A 19,901-nucleotide genomic window follows, 5' to 3' on the forward strand; every position below is an offset into this window, starting at 1 on the left:
TTATATACTCGCTAATAAAGCATTTTTTGTTCCAAGAATTTAATCCATTAAAAATCATAGTGATAATGACAAAAAAGACATAAATACGAGTCATAATGACCTGTCAAAATAAAGTCATTATGACTACAAAAATACAATATCACATGTTCGACTAGGCATATGTTATGAAATTTAGCTGCTGTATCTTTGGATGAAAAGCCGTTAGCTTAAATGCAACACAGCACTGGTTGTTCTAACACTAGGAGACAGTTAATGACCATGTACATTTTCGGTTATGGTAGCTTGATCAATTCAGCATCGCGACGACTTACAGGCAAAACCGCTCCTGCTATCCCCGCAATTGCACATGGTTATGTTCGTTATTGGGGAAAAGTAGATGAGAGCTACATTTTGTCACCACTGGTTGTTGATAAAGGCGAAGGTCAGGTGAATGGCGTTTTGCTTGAGGTCTGCCAGCAAGAGTTAAAAGAGTTTGACCGTCGAGAGCGAGGCTATCATCGCGTTCGGGTACCACTTGAGCAGCTCCATTGCGATGAATCGGTACCAAACGACAGTGAAGTGTGGGTTTACATTAAAAACAATCCTGAGCCACCCTGTGATTTAAGCCCGATTATGCAAACTTATGTCGATACGGTTTTAGCGGGCTGTTTAGAGATCTCAGAGCAATTTGCCAAACAATTTGTTCAGCACACCATCGGATGGCATTTTCCACGAGAAAACGACAGACTCGCGCCGAAATACGCGAACCTCGCTGGTGTAACTTGCGAACATCACCCTCATATCGATGCGCTGATCGCCGCCACATAGTCCGTATTTATGCGTGGCTGAGCACTGCCTCAGCCACTACTTTTCTTAGCCAACGATTTTTCTCTTCATGCTTGTGAGCTTTGAGATAAAGCAACTGGATATCAAAATCCGCCACTTCTATTGGCGCAGGTAGCGCGCAAAGCTGATCATCATATCCTTCACTTTGCGCAAAACGTTTTGGCACAATACAAACCAGCTCACGTCCTTTTAGTAATCGGCGCACCGTTAAAAAATGTCGCGATGCAACTCCAACTCTGCGCTCATAACCCAGCTTAGCTAATTGCTTATCCACTTGAGTCTGTAAATTACCATCAGGGCTAACCAGCGCATGCTCAATACCGACAAAATCTTCCAGACTAATGGGTGGTGAAAAATCGACAACTTCAGGGTCAAACAAGCACATGTGCTGTTCAGTATAGAGTTTATCCGATAAAAACCGACGATTAAGGTTTTCAATACTGCCGATCACCACATCTAATCCTTCTCGCTCCACCAACTCAAAGTAGTTGCTGCGGTTCACATTGTAGAAACTGATTTGTGAATGTGGAGAGCCTAGTTTGATCTGATCATAAAGCGAGGCAGCAAAGAGCTGTTCAGCATAATCCGTTAACCCGATTTTCCAACTGCCAGCGAACTCTTGTGCCGAAAAGTGTTTTTTGCTCAGCAAATCATTCTTTATCGATGCTAATAAGCTATCGATAAGCGGGGCAAGTTCGTGTGAACGCTGCGTTGGCTCCATTTTCAGTCCCACCCGCTCAAACAGAGGATCGTCAAATAAAGCCCGCATTCGTTGCAATGTATGACTCATAGCCGATTGGCTGATGTAACACTGCTCAGCCGCCAAACTAACACTGTGAGTTTGGTAAAGAGCTTGAAACGCAACCAACAGGTTTAGGTCGACCCCTTTCCAGTTAAACTCTTTCATTACCTAATCCCATTTCATTCATATAGTTAATTAAAACTATCAATTTGAGTCATTCTACTCTTTTTTTTACAGTGGAGGCAGTTAAAACCAAAGTGAGTGATCCTCATGTTTTCGATTTTCAAAACCTTTTTTTGGCTCGGCTGGATAAGCTTTGGTGGCCCAGCGGCACATATTGGCTACTTCCGAAATACATTTGTAGAAAAGCTTAAGTGGCTAGATGATAAAGATTACGCGCAAATTGTTGCGCTCAGCCAGTTCTTACCCGGGCCAGGCTCCAGTCAGGTAGGGTTTGCACTAGGATATAAACGCGGTGGTCTTTCAGGCGCTTGCATGGCCTTTTTAGGGTTCACCTTGCCATCTGTTTTGATCATGTTGGCGCTAGCAGCGTTAAGCAGTCAGCTCACAGAGACGGCCTTATTCCAAAGCGTCGTTCATGGATTGAAATTACTGGCGGTTGTTGTGGTCGCAGATGCTACTTGGGGGATGTATAAAAACTTTTGCCAAAGCAAACTATCGACAGGGCTTTGTGTCTTCACAGCCATTGCATTGCTCGTTATGCCAAGCATATTAACGCAAATACTGGTGCTACTTGGAGCTGCGTTAATTGGCATCAAATACCTTCCTAAAGCAGAAATCAGTCATCACTCTCGATTTAAACCTTCGATGGCCCCTCTGATGCTATTCGGCGCTCTACTTGTCCTGTTACCTCTGGTGAGTTTGCACGTAAAACCGCTACAACTGTTCAGTGATTTCTTTCAAGCTGGTAGCTTAGTCTTTGGCGGTGGTCATGTTGTTCTTCCACTGTTGCAAAACATTGTTGGTGATCAGTTAACGCAAGATGGCTTCCTCACCGGTTATGCCGCTGCTCAGGCCGTTCCGGGCCCAATGTTTACTTTTGCCACATATATTGGTTATGAAATGATGCCAGAAGCCCCGATTACAGGAGCATTGATTGCAACCGCCGGTGTATTCCTTCCAGGTTTTCTATTGCTGCTTGGCGTCCTCAAAAACTGGCAAGCACTTGCTCAAAACCGTCAGGTTTCGGGGGCCATAAATGGTGTGAACGCTGCCGTTGTTGGTTTATTGCTCGCCGCTTTGTACCAACCCGTTTTTACAAGTGCCGTACTCAATGTCATTGACATTTCTCTGGTACTGGTCGGTTTCTATTTGCTCAAACAACTGAAACTACCGATTGTTTGGATGGTCGCTTTCTTTGTTACTTCCGGCGCTATTCGCGGTATGTTCTAAACTCAAAAAAACAAGGGAGAGCGACGGCTCTCCCTTATTACATCTAACCCTTTAAATTTACGGCTCACTCTGCTCTTCACGAACCATTGCCAATGCGCGCTCTAAGTTTTCATTCGCAACACGATAATAAGTAGGCTTTTTATCAATCGCTTGTTTTAAATAAGGAATTGCCTTCTCTGGTTGCCCTTGCAGCATTAGAAAATACCCTACGTTGTTTAACGCCTCTGGTACATCCATCTGTTTTTGGAATACGTTCAACGCTCGCTTAACTTCCCCTTTCCCTAAATAAATCAGCGCCAGATTGTTGAGTGCTTTTTCGTTATCGGTGTCTTTTTCTAAAGCAGACAATGTGAACCGCTGAGCAAGCTGATAATCTCCAGACATGTAGTAGGAATAACCCACATTGATCAATGCTTTTTGTGAATGTGGATTAATTTTAAGTGCTTGATTATAAAATGCTTGAGCCAATTCATGATTCGCTTTCACATCTTCTAATACGCCTAAACCAATATAAGCGACTTGCGGTGAAGCGTTATCAATTTCCAATGTGTTTACTTTCTGGCTTTCGATCAGGTTATGCTTATTAACCGTCACATTGCTGCCTAAGCGCAACTGATCGGCGTTCAACGCTCTATAAAAATAGGTTGCTCCTTGGCTCACATCACCACTTTTAGTGTACAAGCTACCAAGCTGTTCCAATACTTGAACGTTATTCGGGTTCTCTTCAATCGCCATCAAATAAGCTTTTTCCGCCAAGGGAAAATTCCCTCTCGCCTGATGGATCCGGCCGATATTGTAGAGTGAGCGATCCTTCATTTTGGCGTTAGCGAAGGTTAATGAGCGGATGTATTCATACAAAGCCAAATCAAAGTTGTTGTTATTCAGTGCGATGTCAGCACGTTGAATCGCTTCTTTTTCATTCAATGGTGGTGCATCGCTAGTTAATGTATCAATTGGCTTACCCGTATAAAGCGAGGTATCAATATCTGGCCCTTCATCCTTTGCGGCGCAAGCCGTTAATAGCAAGCATGAAGTCAGTAGAGCAAACGGAAGTCCTTTCATAGTGAATCCTTATTTTCCAAGGCTGGCAGAAAGAGACAGCATTGATGGCCCGATCGCAACAATAAAGAAACAGGGCCAAATAAATAAAAGCAATGGGAAGATCATTTTAGTGGGGATCTTTGCTGCAATCTCTTCCACTTCTTGATTGCGTTTGTCACGAAAATCTTCGGTATATTCCCGTAATGTCTGCGCCAAACTGCCACCAATCCGTGAGGCGTGCGCGAGCATATTGACAAGTCCGGTGATCTCCGTCAATCCAGTGCGATCCACCAGATCTTCAAACGCATCCGACATTTCAATACCCGCTTTTATTTTGGCGCATACCGTGTCCAACTCGTCCGCAAAATCAGGATGAGAGATCATCAACTCATCAGCAACGCGTCTCAGTGCGGCATTAAAACCCAAGCCTGATTCTGTACACACAACTAGTAAATCAAGCGCATCCGGTACTCCTCCACGAATTTTAGACTGACGTTTATTCACCAATTGTTTTAAGCCAATATTCGGCAAGTACAGGCCAACACCAACACTGATCACCATCATCAAATTCAGATTACTCATATCCGGTTGGAAGAAGTACATCATCCCTGCAATAGACAACCCCATGGCTAAAGACATGCCTTTAAGGGCATAGAAAAATGTCAGTGAATTGGCGTCATGATAGCCCGCATGCATAAGTTGATGACGCACCGACTCCCGTTCCTTGTTACTTTTAGGCGCCATAATCGGTGCCAATGATTCCAAGGTATTATCTAAGCGACGGTTTTTCTTTAGTTTTTCGGCACCACTGTCTTGGCGTATTTGTTCTAATTTGTCTTTAATGGGTGAGCGCCCGCCTACCACTACTAATGTGACGGTGACAACCATCAAAACAGTCGAAATTAAAATCAGCCCAAGAAACAGCATCTCTTCATCAATTTGATAGCTTTCCAATACCGCTAAGATCTCTTCCATGCTACACCTCGAAATTGATGATATTGCGGATCCAAATTGAACCAATAAACAGGCTAATGATGCCGCCAGTCACCAACTTCATCCCTCGCGGATCTTCCCATAACGGCCGAACATAGTCGGGATGAAGTACCGCCATACCAACGAACAATACAAAAGGCGACAACACCAAAATCCAAGCGGATAAACGGCTTTCTGCCGATATCGTTTTGATTTTTCGAGCTAACTTAAAACGAGCCCGCAAAACATGAGACACTTTTTCTAGGTTTTCCGATAAGTTCCCGCCGGTCTCTTTTTGCAGTAATACAGCACTTGAAAATGCCAACATGGACACGGTGGGCGAGCGCTCTGCCATTTGCATTATCGCTAGGCGCATGTCATAGCCATAATTGAGTAAGTTAAAGGTATTTTTGAATTCACTCCCAATCGGATCAGGCATTTCGTTTCCAACCTCATTAAATGCCTGTGTGATGGGCTGACCCGCTTGAAGCATTCGGCGCATAATGTCCAACGCGTCAGGTAACTGCTCTTCAAACGTAGAGAGACGATTACTGATCTTTTGTTGCAGCACCATCTTTAAGATCACCCATACCCCGCCAAACAGGGCGAGTGGAACATAAAATGGTTGGCGTAATAGAACAGCAATCAACGCTAAGCTACTGGAGATCAACGAGGTGATGCATAGCGTACGCGTCAAGCTCCAATCGTAGCCTGATAGCTCAATAGTCTTCTTCAACGAAGAGAACACCGAAATTGAAACCAGTTTGCGATCGAGTGGCGTTAGGCTTTTCAGATAGTGCTCTTGCAATAACGAACGAGTCTCTTCATCCAAATTGGCTTGGGTGTCTTTAAGCCGTTTTGAAAGCTCCTTATGCTTTGCTTTACTGCCCGCGGCTGGAAGAATGAGCGCTTGAGAGATAAACATCACTGCAAAAAACAACAACACGAAAAAGAAGGTGGCATCTTGTTGCATGGCATTCCTCCTTATTGATAAGTCTCGTTAAAGATTTCAAATGGCAAATGCAAACCACGTTTTGACAATTGGTCGTGGCACGCAGGCACTACCCCTGTTGCAGTGTAGTAGCCAATAACATTCCCTTCTGCATCCATTCCTTGCCGTTGGAACTTGAAGATTTCCGACATAGTGATGATCTCTCCTTCCATGCCATTGATCTCTGAGATACTCACCATGCGACGCTTACCGTCTTCCTGACGCTCCATCTGAACAACAAGGTGTATTGCCGAGGCAATTTGTGCCCTTAAGTTTTTTGTCGAGATATTCCAACCGGCCATCGCAAACATATTTTCAACCCGACTTAAGGCATCACGAGGGGTGTTGGCGTGTATTGTAGCCAATGAACCATCATGACCGGTATTCATTGCTGCCAACATATCAACCGCTTCTGCACCACGTACCTCACCAAGCACAATACGATCAGGTCGCATCCGCAATGAGTTTTTCACTAAATCCCGCTGAGTAATTTCACCTTTGCCTTCCAAATTCGCCGGACGGGTCTCTAACCGAACCACATGGGGTTGTTGCAACTGTAGTTCTGCTGAGTCTTCAATGGTAATGATGCGATCGTCACTGGGAATAAAACCGGAGAAAATATTCAAGGTTGTGGTTTTTCCAGAACCGGTACCACCAGCGATCAAGATGTTCATTTCCCCTTGAACTGCCGCTTCAACAAACTTAGCCATCTGCTCTGACAAGGAGTTGTAATTGAGCAAATTGTCCATCGTGAGCTTATCCACCGCAAAGCGACGAATTGAAACGGATGCGCCATCGAGAGCAAGAGGCGGAATAATGGCATTAACCCGCGAACCATCAACGAGTCGAGCATCCACCATGGGAGATGCTTCATCAATACGTCGCCCAACTTGGCTTACAATCCGATCAATGATGTTACGAAGATGGCGGTCATCTAAAAAAGTGTATGGTGTTCTTTCTAGCTTACCGCGACGCTCGACAAAGACACTCTTCGGGCCATTCACCAATATGTCCGACACCGTGGAGTCATTTAGAAGCGGTTCCAAAGGCCCAAGACCAAACACTTCATCTTCAATCTGTTGAATGATACGTTTGCGAGCTTCTGCGCTGAGTGCATGAGATTGATCTTCGGCCATCAACTGCACGATTGAGTCATGCAGATCTTTTTTCGCTCTGTCCTTCTCTAAACTTGATAACAACCCTAAATCCAGCGTTTCCAATAACAATTGGTGATAGTAATGCTTCACTTCTTGCTCTTGTTCTAACTGTCTAAGCGTTTCGTCAATCGCTTGCTCTTTCGCTTTTGCTTCCTGCTTTTTTTTGTCCTGAGATGCTTCGGGTTGTGTATCTTCACCAACTTCAAAAGTAGCCTCTGTTTGCAGTACTTCGAGCTCTTGTTTCTCTGCGGCGGCTATTTTTTCCTGTAACTCAGGGTTAATGTTTTTTCGCTTGAAAAACATATAACTCCCCTATTTAATTCAGGAAAACAGACGTTTAAACCAACTCTGTTTAGTTTCTTGTTGTGGAATGATTGTTTGTGCAAACTGTCTGACGGCTTTGGATAATGAACAGTTTTTCTTGGCTTCGATAAAGGGTCGCCCTAAGTTGGCACTTTCTATGGCAACCTTAAAATCATTGGGAATGATATGAACCTGAACCCCTGTGATGGTTTCTTGAATGTCTTTCACTTTTATTGACTGACGTTTTTCATAACGATTAACGATCACCTCAAGTTGCTCTTTCTGGATCCCAAATTCAAACGAGAGCATCTTGGCAATACGAGTCGTATTTTTAACAGCAACAAGGTTTTGTTGCGTGACTAAATATATCTTGCTGGCAGGAGCTAACACCGAGGCAAACAGCTGATCAACCCCTCGAGACATATCAACAACAACATAAGGGTAAAACTCACGTAAAAGCGGTAGAAGCTTATTTAGATTATGCGCTTTTTCGTAATTTTCATGCCCATTCTCGTGCTTAAAGCTCAACATATGTAAACCACTCGGGTGCTTGGTCACGTAGCCACCGAGGGAACTTTCATCAAGGTCATTCACGTGGGCAATAGCATCCGCCAAGCTGTAAGGGGAAGAAACATTTAGGTAGTCATCAATCACCCCAAATTGCAGGTCGAGGTCTAATAACAACACTTGCTCTGGATACGCTTTGGCGATTTCCATTGCAGAGTTAAGCGCCAACATTGAAGCACCAGCCCCACCTTTGCTATTCACAAAGACCAACAACTCACCCAAATGGCGACTGGCGACCTTCTCTTCCGCCACGTTTTTGAGCATCGGAATCAGTTCTTCGAACGCCGCTTTATCGGAGATAAAGTCCGCCGCACCAATACGTAATGCAATTTTTAATGCGCCATTGTCATTTTCATTGCCGAATACAATCAGCGACGCTTCATGTCCTTCAGAAGCAGTAGGCCCTTCATAGGTTTGCAGTTCGACGATCTTTTGCGCCCAATTGGGGCCCGTTTCGACAAAAATCAGATCAGGTGGTGAAAATTGAGCTAAATTCGACACCACCAAACTATGAAAAGAGATGGCCTCAAAGTTAATGCTCTTGCATTTACCAAGTTCATGGCTAATGTGCATGTGAAAGCGGTCACTTGAATAAAATACCCAAATGCTGAGGTTGGTTTTTAACCGCAAGCGATTCTCATCATTTCGCGTCAACTTCACCGCCTCTCCCATTCACACTCTCCTAGCAATCCGTTTCCCCAGTAGGGTTATCATCCGTCCCTCGATGAAACCCTAAATTCTCTCTCGGTCGAATGGCTTCATAATCTGGAACCGTCAAAACACCGATTGAATCAAATAAGCCAAGTAGGCCGACAAACTGGTAATTAAAATCAATAACTTTGGCTCTTACATATCTAATTCTAGAAAAGGCATCAGCAGTTGTCAGATCGATCTCACCACCATTTTCATCTAAGTAATCAATCTGTAAGTTATCTGCGGTGAAACCATCCGGTGCATTTGTTCCCACAACTAAGGCTGGAATATCATCTCTATCTTCAACTCGACAAACGGCTGCAAGCCTTGCGCTGACTCGGGTCATTTCATTGATCAACTGCAACGAATAGACATAGCGTCCCACCTCTATCATGCCGAAAATTACAATCAGCAAAGCTGTCGATACAAGAGTAAATTCCACTATGCTCAATCCATGCTGCTTTCTCATGGCGCAGTCCTCATGACTGCAGAGGCATTCAACGGAACGTTAAAATTCACACTATCAGGAATGATATTGAGTAGAGGGGTGTATGTGTGATTGACCGTAATGGTGACATAACCTGCATCATGGACAACAAAAACGTCCGCAGTTGTTAAACCACTCAGTAAAGGTGTATCCCCTGTGCTCGCAGTTGGCTTGCCATACACCACCATATTTTTGATCTCACTTGGCAATGCGATAGCATCATACGTAGCGGTACCCGTAATATCAGAAGTTGCGTATCGGACACCGTTTTGCACCAACTTATTTATCGAGTTGTAACGGATAAGCGCATTACCCAGCTCGGTGATCCCCACTAAAATCACCATCAAAACGGGAATGGTAATTAAAAACTCCACTGCCGCTACACCATGCTCTTTACGTTGATAGGAAATCATATTAAGACTCCTCACTCAGCGGATCTTTATAAAGCACAATTCGGTATGGCCCATCGGTGTCTGAATTGTCACCTGGAGTTCCCCCGGTCACTGTACAATCTTCAATAAACTCTCCAAATACCGCCTCTTTTCCTGAGGCGCTGGTTGGGGCTTTTTGTAACATGAAAAAGCACCCTATTGCGGTAATATTATAGCTACTGGTCCCACCTGTTGCTCCAGAACAATCCACAATAGGAACAGGTAAAATACGTCGGTTAGGTTGCCCATTGCTTTCACAGGCTGTGCTGCCTTCAGCACATGGCAATGCAGCAAGATAATCATCGTAGCTCCATGCCCCATCAGCTCCAGTATTATCGTTATAGGTTAAGTTACCATTTTGATCTAATGAGGCTTTGACGGCAGGCTCTTTTACGTACTCATCAGGGGGATAATCCACCGCGTTAACTCCACCACCCGAATACACGCCAAAACGGGTATTTAGCCCTTGCCCTACAGGTCCAATGGTACTGCCCGGTTTGGTTATCACAGGCTCCGTGATATCAATGGTTCCCTCGTAACCGCCAGCTAACGCTTCGCGAACCGTGTCTGCACCAGAGCCAAAGTCCAGCAATTGATAGTTACCAGGCCCCATCTCAGATTGATTTTGGTCTGCAAGTTTTAAGGCGTAAACTTGCCCTTGGTTATAACCACTGGAGCCAGGATCTTCCCCTTCACAAATAGCAATCGGCACCACGTTAGCAAGGATTTGGATCGAAGGGCTCGGACCAGCTACCGCTGTTGCCCCGATATCTTTAGTAAAACCAAATACGCCAGCAAAAAAGTCTTCCAATGGGTAACCACTGATTGCCACACGAACGTAGGTGTCTTCTGCTGAGCTGTACCCTGAATAGGGAAAGATCTGTGGATCATTAGAATATTGAACAGCAAAGTTGGCAGAAGAAAAGTCCATCTCCGCATTTCCTGTTGCAGTGGCAAGGTTTGATAATGCGGAGTTGGCCGCTGCCGTCGCATCGTCGGTAGAGCCTCCATTATCGAGCACAATCGCGGCAGCTAATGCTGCTGCATCCGCACCATTTTGCAGTCGCGTTTTATTGAGCAAAGCATGGTTTACATCAATAGCCAACGCCGCTATGCCGAGTAGAGCTATCATAGCGGCGGTAACCATAACCAAGACCAACCCCCGCTGCTTTTTCGCGGGAGGACCGTTTCGTGTTGCCAGCGTCATAGTGATTCCTTAAGGACTGCCTGTGAATCCTTCTAAGAATTGACTTTCTGTACCTTTCAAGTCTTCACTTTGTTGGCCAGTGTAGACTTGATAAGCCCCTTCCATTCTTTCACCACTGCCTGATGGAATGATTTCCAAATTCTCTTTGCTCGCATTTGGATTGTATGTTTGCTCTGCACGTAACTTAGCAACATGAGCCCCAAGGCCTTCTTGATTGGCGCACCCAGCGAGTAACAAAGCCCCAAGCAAAGCACTGTATAGAATGATGATCGTTTTCATGTTCTTTCTCCTATAAGCTGTGCCCGAATGAACCTTCAGTGCCGCCTTTTGAGTGCTCGATAAATGCGCCCGGCTCTGCTTTAGAAACGGGTTTGTTCATGGAATCATCACTTATTATTCTCGAGCCTCGACCCAATAAGTAATACTCCACGTCAGTGGGTTCAACATAAGCATCGGTGGGTAGCGTTACGCGACTGCGATCAATCGGACGAGCTAAACGAGGGGTCACCAGTATGACTAATTCAGTCTCACCAGAAACAAACTCTTGGCTGTTAAACAACTGTCCTAATACTGGAATATCACTGAAGCCGGGCATCTCGCTCACGACGTCACGAACGTTTTCACTTAGTAGCCCAGCAATTCCAATGGTTTGACCGTCTGCTAATTCCAATGTGGAAGAAGCGCTACGGCGTGTAATAGGAGGAATAATATACGTCCCATTGGTATTACCCGGGTTTAGTGTCAATGACGTAGTGTTAGCAATTTCGCTGACATCAACAGCCAAATTGAGGTTAATTTTCTTATCACTCAATATGGTCGGAATGAATTTAAGGCCGACACCGTATTCTTTGTATTCAATGGAAATACCATCCCGATCTGGCACAGGAATCGGAAATTCTCCCCCGGCCAAAAACTCCGCTTTAGAGCCACTTAATGCGGTCAAATTAGGCTCTGCCAGTACTTTGGCAGAACCATTTTGTTTCGCGATATCGAGAGCAAATGTGAACAAGGTGTCACTGTCAATGAAGGTGCCTAATAAGCCAGTACCTTCAATGGCAGGCGCATTGAAAATCGGCGCAACAATACCGTCAACATCATCGATAATGCCCCCCGCAGATGTTCCTCCCCACGAGAATTTCCCATTGAGCTCAAAGAAGTGAAAGTTCGCATCAAATCGACGAACTAAGCTGCGCTGAACCTCTGCAACGGTGACTTCCAACATCACTTGTTGAGCACCACCGATGGTCATCAGGTTTATCACGCCAGTTTGCTCTACTTGCACACTGAGCGACTCTTTGGTTGCATCTGCCGTTTGGCCTGATGCATAAGTTTCAGCAACGCGAAGCGCTTTGGTCATATTGGCCTGACTACTGACTTGCCCACTGAGGATCAATCGATTTTGCGCGCTATGAACTTGAATAGACTCATCTGGCAAAAACTCATACAACTTGGCTTTTAAGCTATTAAGATCATGAGTTACCTGAATATTGATCGATTCAATTAATTCACCTCGGCTATTCCATGCCATCAAGTTCGTCGAGCCTAGCTTTTTACCAATCAGAAAAAGTTCGTTGGATTTAAGCATCACAATATCGAGGACTTCCGGATCGCCCAATGAAACCCGCTTTGCTTTGGCTGAAAGGGTCACATGGGTCGATTTATGGTGTGGCACCGTAACCACTTGCCCGGTTTGAGTCGCTGCATGAACATAAAAAACAGAAAATAGAAACAACGTAATAAGGGTGATTATTCTTGTCATAGCTCACCTCAGTCCTTGACTTTGATGTTAGAAGACTGGGTACCTTTTATAATGGTCACACTAGGTGCCACGTACCGCTTAACCACTTTTTCTTCTTCATATGGATTACGTAACGTAAGCTGAATTTCACCTCGACTTCTCGCCGTTAATAATCGTTCAGCTTGCTTGGGAGAAACTTCGAGCGTGACCGCTCGAACAATAACTGGCTTGTTCTCTTTTGTTTTTGCCGTTTGATCAACAGCAAGGACCTTAATGTCTTTCAAAACAGTGATCGTATTCGCTGACGTATCGCTGTATTTAATCGTGTTCAGCACATCCACACGATTGCCCGGTAACAAAAAGCCCGCGACCCCAATCACATCATTAACTCGTATAGTCACCGCGCGTTTATTTTCGGGGATAAGAGCCGCCAATGTAGAACCTTCTCCTGGTGTCGATAAACGTGGCAATGTGACTATCTCACCAGCAAATATGGTCGTAGCCACTACTTGCCCCAATAATTCATCAACATTGCTAAACTGCTCTTCACTTCGCCAATCTACTTCGAGTAATTTGGTGGTTAAGTGCTGCTCTTCAATCACACTTCCCGCGGTAATTTCCTGTACCGCAACTACAACAGGCTCTCGTTCAACCACTTCTACTTCCGTCTGGGGTTGCATTTGCCGATCCATCCATTGTTTGGCAAAAAATACCGCCCCTAAGCCAAAAATAATGGACAATAAGAAGAGTAATATGACTTGGTTTCTGCTCATCGGGCGCCTCCTCCTTTACCATCAGCAGTAAAATAGACTTCCCATGCTCTACTTAAAATGTCTGGCGTGATCATCGGAGGAACTTCTTCAAATGCAATGATGTCACGACTGATCCCAACAATGTCTTTAGGCAAACAAGGATAAAAACCAACATTGTGCTGACGGTGTAAGTCAAATAATTGTTCGAATGTCGAGTGTTCTAGATTTAGTTCACGGCCCTGAGCAAGTTTTTCCCACAGCGCCTTATATTCATGTTCTTTTAATGGATAGAACTGGATCTTGTAACCAAGCCGTCTAAGAAAGGCTGGATCACTGATCTTTTCCGGATCTAAGTTCGTTGAAAAAGCGAGCGTTAAGATAAAGGGAATAGTGATTTGCTGGCCATTAGGGAGAGATAAATGGTCAAAGAAATACTCCATTGGCACTATCCAACGGTTAAGTAACGTCGCGACAGGCATGGGTTGGCGTCCAAGGTCATCAATAATGAAAATACCGTTATTGGCCATCATTTGCAGTGGTGCCATCCAGACGCGGTTATGCTCCGTATGATTCACCTCGAGCATATCCATTGTCAGCTCACCACCGACCTGGATACTGGGCCTTTCACATAATGCCCAACGGCGGTCAAACTGTTCTTTATACAGCAGACTCCGCTCATCATCCGTCACAACTTTTTTATGGTGTTGGGGGGAAAAAACCTTAATGATATTTCCCGCCGCATAGACTGCATACGGGATATAGACTGAAGTATTAAGGGAATCAAGAATTCGTGTTGCAACGAAGGTTTTCCCTGTTCCTGCGTCGCCATAAAGCAGCAAGGCTCTGCCAGAATTAATCGCTGGCCCCAAGACAGAAATCATGCGCTCAGCACCATACACTTCACTTAAAGCCGAAGTGACATCGTCTTTGGTAACGACTTTTGCTCGCACATCCTGAGCTTTAACCATGGCATCATATTGCTTGAGCGAGACTGGTGCCGGGCCTAAATAAGCATCTTTCGCAAAGGCGATATCTGCTTCTGTCATCCCTGTTTCAGACAAACCGTAACGCACATGGCCACTACTTTGGGTATTAAAACCCGATGACTCGGCTTGAAAAACTTCAACAAGGGATTTTTTTCTTAGATTAGCAATAAGATCTTCAATCATATGGCTATTGATAGCCATTAAACGGGTCAACTCCAAAATGTCTGACTTTGGATAGGCGGCTAGTTGCTTGATTAGCAAGTTTTCTAACACAACTTTAGGCACCAGCAGATCGTCGAATGACGTCGGTACTTTAGGAGCGTCAGCCTGTGGTATTAACTTGCATCGATGATGGCTTTCCCTCGAAGTAATAGCCATGGTGACTCCTTGTCATCCCAAATAGTTATTCAGAGCCAGTCCGATTACGACAATTGGAGCGAACGGCATTCTAAGTTTAGAAGAAGATCTCGATACTTGCGGAGCTCGAATAGCACTTTTGTTTAAGTGGAGGTAAGTTTGATAGCGGCCGAGGAGTTGGCGTAATGACTCTGGTTGCATCGCTAGGTGAAGACTTGCATAAAACAAACCAACAACAATGCTTGCAATGGCAATCCAATATAAGCCTGGCTGTAGTTGTTCCCACCCAAGGAAACACCCAATTCCCGCGAGTAATTTCACATCGCCGGGAGCCATAATCCGAGCAAAATAGAGGATTAGTCCCAATACAAATAACGTGATCCCACAGCCGAGCGTAATAAAAACAGAATAAAGTTCATGGGTCATAACCCATTGCTGAAACAAGCAGAAAATAATCAACGTAGCGACAAGTAAATTAGGAATACGATGCTCTCTAGCATCAAACACCGCAATTAAAATTAAGATCAACCATCCGCCATAGGCAAAGCTCATGCACCGTCCCTTTTCGTGAACTATTGAACTTAAAGTCTAGTGCATAAATTAATTAAACAGGGCGCTAAACTCCTGAATTAACGTATCTTGCCAAGCAGAAAAGACACCAGCTAATATCACTACTAGTAACGCTGCACTAATGACATATTCAACAACACTTAAACCTTCTTCATCGCTGAAGAATTGGTGAATTAAAACCATCATTCTGCTAGCCCTAAAATAAAACAATCCCATGCAAGTATAGAACTTTTGCATGGGATTCTTTATTTGAACGTTTATTAACTAGTCGAAAAAACGGTAGCAAGCTCTGCAGAAATAGTCGCTCCCCACTGGCTAAATACAGCAGCTAATGCTGCCACCAGTAGCCCTGCACCGACAACGTACTCAACAACGGTCAACCCTTCTTCGTCCTGCATGAAAGCTTTCACGTTTTTTACTAAATTATCCATCTCTTGGTCTCCTTCCAGATAATGCAATGCAGCGTCATTGCTTAACTATTAATTTAGAGACTTATTAACTTAATTGTTAGGATTTTATTGCCAATATTTGGCACTTTCTTGCCATCAAATTATGGAGTTTTTAATCTAATTAGAATTATTTAATGATAATACTGTTAATTAACTCACATCCAACCTTATAAGAACCCGCTTGCACCAATAAACCCTAACAAACTGATTAATAGAGATAAAAGTACAAAATATAATTCACCACGCCTTCGCTCAAATAAATCAAACAAAAGTCTCATTAATGAAACTTGACATATTTATACGGAACAGTACATGTGATTAATATCACGTAAGTGCTTTTCTATCCCTAAACTGGGGTCGAATTAACGACAAAACTAAACCGCAATCAGTATTCGTATTTGCAGTCAAAACTCCATGTTCTAGTCTTTAAGCATTAGCCCTTTTAATCAGAACAATGGAATGTAAAAAAAGAATGAATGTACTGCACAAGGGATATTGGATAGGAAAGTCCATTTCATTTGTCCCAAGAGACATGATGTTTCAAATCGAAAAGTACTTCCACATTGTAGAAAATGGTCATGATGTTTCAGTGTTAAGTGAAGCGGACACTCAGTTTTGTTTTTTCTTTTTTGAGCCGCACACTAACCACCCTCTGCTGATTACTGCGGTCAAGATATGTCAGAACCTAAATAAAAAACTCATTGTTATTCATAAAGGCCAAATTGCTAAAGAAATCCTCGATCTGGAAGTTGTTTATAACCACTTTGATATTGAAAATGGTAAGTATAACGATTGGATAGAAAATATGAGCCGAGACGTTTATTTCCATTTTAAAAACTCAAAAAATATTATTGATATACATAAAGATAAGTCTCTCTTCGAGCAACACTCAATCAATAAAGACATCATTGAAATTTTGAGATATATAGAACAAAACTTAGAAAAAACAATAAGAGAAGAAGATATTGCTGACTACTGCCATTATTCTGTTACTTATTTTTCCAAACTATTTCACAAATCAGTGGGGATGAGTTTTCGAGACTATCTCATTAGTAAAAGAATTTCTTTAGCAAAACAGCTGCTCGTTGAAGATCGAAAAACAAAAATTGCTTTTATTGCCTTTCAATGTGGATACAAAGACGTTTCCTATTTTTCCCGCATATTTAAGAAAAAGACAGGCTTAACACCAGCCATCTATCGCCAATTGCATTAACACCATAAATCTCACATATCATTTCAATATGTTAAGAGCGAATACACACAACCAACCTACTCCCAAAGGAGTTCATTATTCGCTCTCTCCTCCACTTCCTTACAAATTATCTTTTAAGTTATTAAGACAACATGCTAGAGTTAACAAGATCTTAACATAACTACTACAAAATAAATTTTGCCAATAACACGGAGTTAGAGAATGATTCAACCTAACGAGTTAAGCAAACCAACCTGTGCTCTCCCACCACCGAATGAAATGATCTTGAAATGGGCCGAGGAACGCCCAAACGAGGTTTATCTCAAGCAAATTATCAACCGACAATTTGTTGAATTTACCTATGCCGAAGTTGCAGACCAAGCTTTACGCCTCGTCACTGTGCTACGTAACTTAGGTGTGCAACCGGGCGATCGAGTCGCTTTGATTTCCAAAAACTGTGCAGAGTGGTTTATTTGCGACCTTGCTATGATGTTGGGAGATTATGTCAGTGTCCCCGTTTTCCCAACGGCAGGTGCAGACACGATTGAGTACTGCTTAACACATAGTGAAAGTAAGGTCTTAATTGGCGGAAAGCTTGATGACTCAGCGGCAACAAACCAAGTTCTTGCTAACCTACCCGATCTCATTAGCATCGCCTTACCTTATGACAGTGCTCCAGAGTGTCAACATCAATATAGCGAGCTCATCAAAGAAGCAGAAGCTAGCACAGAACGTCCAGAGCACTACGATGATAAGCTAATGTCCTTGGTTTATACCTCCGGCACATCTGGGTTACCAAAAGGAGCAATGCTAACTTACGGTGCTTTTAGTTGGTCTGTCGATAAGCTGATTCAACATATTGGCATCGAGAAAAATGATCGCTTGTTCTCCTACCTTCCTTTGGCGCACATTACTGAACGCGTTTATATCTTTGGTTCATCCATCATGGGTGGCGTACAAACGGCATTTCCAGAATCGCTTGATACTTTCATTGAAGATGTGAAGATGCAGCGGCCGACACTCTTTATTTCAGTTCCTCGCCTGTGGACCCTATTCCAGCAGCGTATTCAAGATAAATTGCCTCAAAAGAAATTGAATATTCTGCTGAAGATCCCATTCATTAATAATTTGATTAAAAAGAAATTAGCTGATGGTCTTGGATTAAACAAAGCTCGCGTACTCGGCTGTGGTTCAGCTCCAGTTTCTCCAGCTTTGCTCGATTGGTACCACAGTGTTGGCCTTAATATTACCGAAGCTTGGGGAATGACTGAGTCTTTCGCTTACAGCACACTGAATTACCCATTCCGAGCCGACAAAATTGGTAGCGTTGGTAATGCTGGCCCTGGAATAGAACTAAAAATAGCAGATGACGACGAAATCATGGTTCGGAGTAACGGCTTGTTCTCGGGCTATTACAAAAACGATATCGCCACTCAAGAATCATTCGATCAAGAGGGTTGGCTTCATACAGGTGATATTGGTGTTATCGATTCTGATGGCTACCTGACGATTCAAGGACGTAAAAAAGACACCTTTAAAACAGCTAAAGGGAAATTTGTTGCTCCAGTCCCTATCGAGAAAAAGCTATTTGAATATAGCCGGGTAGAAATGATGTGCCTTATTGGATTGGGACTTCCCGCTCCCATTTTACTGGTCGTCCCTCATGATTTTCCCAATTTTGATCGCAAGCGCTATGAACGAACCACCAACAAAGTCATTGCTCGCATGAACGCTGAATTGGAATCTCATGAGCAGATTAAAGGCGTACTGATGATTAAAGATCCGTGGAGTATTGAAAACGGCATTCTGACACCGACATTAAAAATCAAACGCCACATATTAGAGCAGAAATATCATGATATCGGACACAATTGGCCCAAAGATCAATTAGTCGTCTGGGAAGAGTAAGCGCTAACCGCATCCTTCAGCCTCAATAGAAAAGACGTTAAGCCAAAGAAGAGCCTACTCCCTTCTTTGGCTTTTTCACTTGAAGCGATTAAGATGCATAAAAGCAATAACATCGAGTATAGGAAGTACCCATGGATGCAAGGTTGCATCATCTAAATGGCTTACGTTATTTTGAAGTCGCAGCAAGGCTCAACAGTTATAGTCGTGCGGCAGAAGAACTTTGCCTTAGTCAAGCCGCTATCAGCCAGAAAATTCGCCAACTTGAAGAAGGTCTTGGCTGCAAACTGTTTGTGCGTGAAGGGCGCGAAATGCGCTTAACGGAACAAGGTAAAAACCTGTTCAAACACGTATCACAAGGCTTCAGTCACATCATTACCGGACTTAACCAAATTCAAGATGAACCCATCGATGGGCTACTTTGTGTCAGCTCCACTCCTTCATTTGCTTCTCGTTGGTTACTACCTCGGCTCTGGAAATTTTCGACCCAATATCCAGCGATCCCTATTCGTATCATTACCAGCTGTGACGCCCCTAATCTCAGGCAGGGAGCGGCCGATCTCGCAATTTGGCAAGGAGAAGAGTTAGACACTGACAACGAGAAAAAACTGCATAAAGAGTTCTTGTTTGAAGAAAGCATTTACCCATTTTGTTCCCCCCACTTCGCCAACACAATTAACCTAACGCAACCAGAACAGCTACTTAAATCCTGGTTAATACATTATGAATCCGGTGGTTACCCATGGCAGAGTTGGTTTGCAGAAGCCGGCATTATAATGGATAAAGAGAGAGTACAATGGATGGACGTTAGTACCTTTGATCATGCGATGAATGCAGTCATGGCTGGACACGGAGCTTGTCTTGCGTCAGATTCACTTGCCAATGACTATGTTGAGCGAGGCCTACTTGTCAAACCATTCAATATCGGGTTGACACCTGGTATTCAGTTTAACCTTTTCTATGATGAAGAATCACCTCGAAGAAATCGTATTCAAACTTTCGCCAATTGGTTACACCAAGAAATCTCTGAGTCACAATCAGCGCTATAAATACGAATACATTGCAACAAATAATTCGTTTAAAGAAGATCGCCAGAATATAAAAAAGCCCCTGAAGTAAACTT

21 protein-coding genes are annotated in these 19,901 nt (G+C 43.6%); 5 read left to right on the plus strand and 16 right to left on the minus strand.

Annotation, left to right across the window (positions count from 1 at the left end):
* Positions 1–252: 252 nt before the first annotated feature.
* Positions 253–807 (plus strand): gamma-glutamylcyclotransferase family protein, encoded by a 555-nt coding sequence (locus tag ACQEXS_RS04640; protein ID WP_427012991.1) that lies wholly within the window; start codon positions 253–255, stop codon positions 805–807.
* Between the two features lie 7 nt (positions 808–814).
* Here ACQEXS_RS04640 and ACQEXS_RS04645 read toward each other — a convergent pair whose 3' ends face one another.
* Positions 815–1,732, minus strand: coding sequence for a LysR family transcriptional regulator (locus ACQEXS_RS04645; protein ID WP_427012992.1), 918 nt, complete (start codon positions 1,730–1,732; stop codon positions 815–817).
* A gap of 105 nt (positions 1,733–1,837) precedes the next feature.
* Between ACQEXS_RS04645 and chrA the strand changes: the two genes are divergently transcribed.
* Positions 1,838–2,980: a chromate efflux transporter gene (gene chrA / locus ACQEXS_RS04650; RefSeq protein ID WP_427012993.1), complete on the plus strand. Its 1,143-nt coding sequence runs from the start codon at positions 1,838–1,840 to the stop codon at positions 2,978–2,980.
* Between the two features lie 57 nt (positions 2,981–3,037).
* Here the strand turns inward: chrA and ACQEXS_RS04655 are convergent, their stop codons facing one another.
* From ACQEXS_RS04655 to ACQEXS_RS04725, 15 genes are all read right to left on the minus strand, one after another.
* Positions 3,038–4,042 (minus strand): tetratricopeptide repeat protein, encoded by a 1,005-nt coding sequence (locus ACQEXS_RS04655; RefSeq protein WP_367987172.1) that lies wholly within the window; start codon positions 4,040–4,042, stop codon positions 3,038–3,040.
* A 9-nt stretch (positions 4,043–4,051) separates the two neighbouring features.
* Positions 4,052–4,996 (minus strand): type II secretion system F family protein, encoded by a 945-nt coding sequence (locus ACQEXS_RS04660; protein WP_367987173.1) that lies wholly within the window; start codon positions 4,994–4,996, stop codon positions 4,052–4,054.
* Between the two features lies 1 nt (position 4,997).
* Positions 4,998–5,966: a type II secretion system F family protein gene (locus tag ACQEXS_RS04665; protein ID WP_427012994.1), complete on the minus strand. Its 969-nt coding sequence runs from the start codon at positions 5,964–5,966 to the stop codon at positions 4,998–5,000.
* A gap of 11 nt (positions 5,967–5,977) precedes the next feature.
* On the minus strand, positions 5,978–7,444 hold the full coding sequence (locus ACQEXS_RS04670) for a CpaF family protein (protein WP_427012995.1): 1,467 nt from the start codon (positions 7,442–7,444) through the stop codon (positions 5,978–5,980).
* Positions 7,445–7,462: 18 nt separating this feature from the next.
* Positions 7,463–8,683, minus strand: coding sequence for an AAA family ATPase (locus ACQEXS_RS04675; RefSeq protein ID WP_427012996.1), 1,221 nt, complete (start codon positions 8,681–8,683; stop codon positions 7,463–7,465).
* A 10-nt stretch (positions 8,684–8,693) separates the two neighbouring features.
* A complete protein-coding gene (locus ACQEXS_RS04680; RefSeq protein ID WP_427012997.1) occupies positions 8,694–9,173 on the minus strand; it encodes a TadE/TadG family type IV pilus assembly protein in 480 nt (159 codons plus the stop codon).
* Positions 9,170–9,604 carry a TadE/TadG family type IV pilus assembly protein gene (locus tag ACQEXS_RS04685; protein ID WP_427009938.1) on the minus strand — a complete coding sequence of 145 codons (435 nt, stop codon included), beginning with the start codon at positions 9,602–9,604 and terminating at the stop codon, positions 9,170–9,172. The genes ACQEXS_RS04680 and ACQEXS_RS04685 overlap by 4 nt, the downstream gene beginning before the upstream one ends.
* A 1-nt stretch (position 9,605) precedes the next feature.
* On the minus strand, positions 9,606–10,829 hold the full coding sequence (locus ACQEXS_RS04690; RefSeq protein WP_427012998.1) for a pilus assembly protein TadG-related protein: 1,224 nt from the start codon (positions 10,827–10,829) through the stop codon (positions 9,606–9,608).
* Between the two features lie 9 nt (positions 10,830–10,838).
* Positions 10,839–11,108, minus strand: a complete 270-nt coding sequence (locus tag ACQEXS_RS04695) for a hypothetical protein (RefSeq protein ID WP_427012999.1) — start codon at positions 11,106–11,108, stop codon at positions 10,839–10,841.
* 10 nt (positions 11,109–11,118) lie between these two features.
* Positions 11,119–12,588: a type II and III secretion system protein family protein gene (locus ACQEXS_RS04700; protein WP_427013000.1), complete on the minus strand. Its 1,470-nt coding sequence runs from the start codon at positions 12,586–12,588 to the stop codon at positions 11,119–11,121.
* An 8-nt stretch (positions 12,589–12,596) separates the two neighbouring features.
* Positions 12,597–13,340 carry a Flp pilus assembly protein CpaB gene (cpaB, locus tag ACQEXS_RS04705; protein WP_427009934.1) on the minus strand — a complete coding sequence of 248 codons (744 nt, stop codon included), beginning with the start codon at positions 13,338–13,340 and terminating at the stop codon, positions 12,597–12,599.
* Complete coding sequence (locus ACQEXS_RS04710) at positions 13,337–14,683, minus strand: AAA family ATPase (protein WP_427013001.1); 1,347 nt, start codon at positions 14,681–14,683, stop codon at positions 13,337–13,339. Before ACQEXS_RS04710 ends, cpaB begins: the two co-directional genes overlap by 4 nt.
* Before the next feature lie 12 nt (positions 14,684–14,695).
* Positions 14,696–15,214 (minus strand): A24 family peptidase, encoded by a 519-nt coding sequence (locus ACQEXS_RS04715; RefSeq protein WP_427013002.1) that lies wholly within the window; start codon positions 15,212–15,214, stop codon positions 14,696–14,698.
* A 48-nt stretch (positions 15,215–15,262) separates the two neighbouring features.
* A complete protein-coding gene (locus ACQEXS_RS04720) occupies positions 15,263–15,418 on the minus strand; it encodes a Flp family type IVb pilin (protein WP_427013003.1) in 156 nt (51 codons plus the stop codon).
* Positions 15,419–15,492: 74 nt separating this feature from the next.
* Positions 15,493–15,663 carry a Flp family type IVb pilin gene (locus ACQEXS_RS04725; protein WP_427009930.1) on the minus strand — a complete coding sequence of 57 codons (171 nt, stop codon included), beginning with the start codon at positions 15,661–15,663 and terminating at the stop codon, positions 15,493–15,495.
* Between the two features lie 553 nt (positions 15,664–16,216).
* On the opposite strand from ACQEXS_RS04725, the gene ACQEXS_RS04730 reads away from it, so the two are divergent.
* From ACQEXS_RS04730 to ACQEXS_RS04740, 3 genes are all read left to right on the plus strand, one after another.
* Positions 16,217–16,894, plus strand: coding sequence for a helix-turn-helix domain-containing protein (locus ACQEXS_RS04730; protein ID WP_427009929.1), 678 nt, complete (start codon positions 16,217–16,219; stop codon positions 16,892–16,894).
* A 201-nt stretch (positions 16,895–17,095) separates the two neighbouring features.
* Positions 17,096–18,781: an AMP-binding protein gene (locus ACQEXS_RS04735; protein WP_427013004.1), complete on the plus strand. Its 1,686-nt coding sequence runs from the start codon at positions 17,096–17,098 to the stop codon at positions 18,779–18,781.
* A 131-nt stretch (positions 18,782–18,912) separates the two neighbouring features.
* Positions 18,913–19,827 (plus strand): LysR substrate-binding domain-containing protein, encoded by a 915-nt coding sequence (locus tag ACQEXS_RS04740; RefSeq protein WP_427009927.1) that lies wholly within the window; start codon positions 18,913–18,915, stop codon positions 19,825–19,827.
* Positions 19,828–19,901: the final 74 nt, after the last annotated feature.

The organism is Vibrio sp. TRT 17S01 (genome assembly GCF_050113695.1).
Taxonomy (GTDB): Bacteria; Pseudomonadota; Gammaproteobacteria; order Enterobacterales; family Vibrionaceae; genus Vibrio.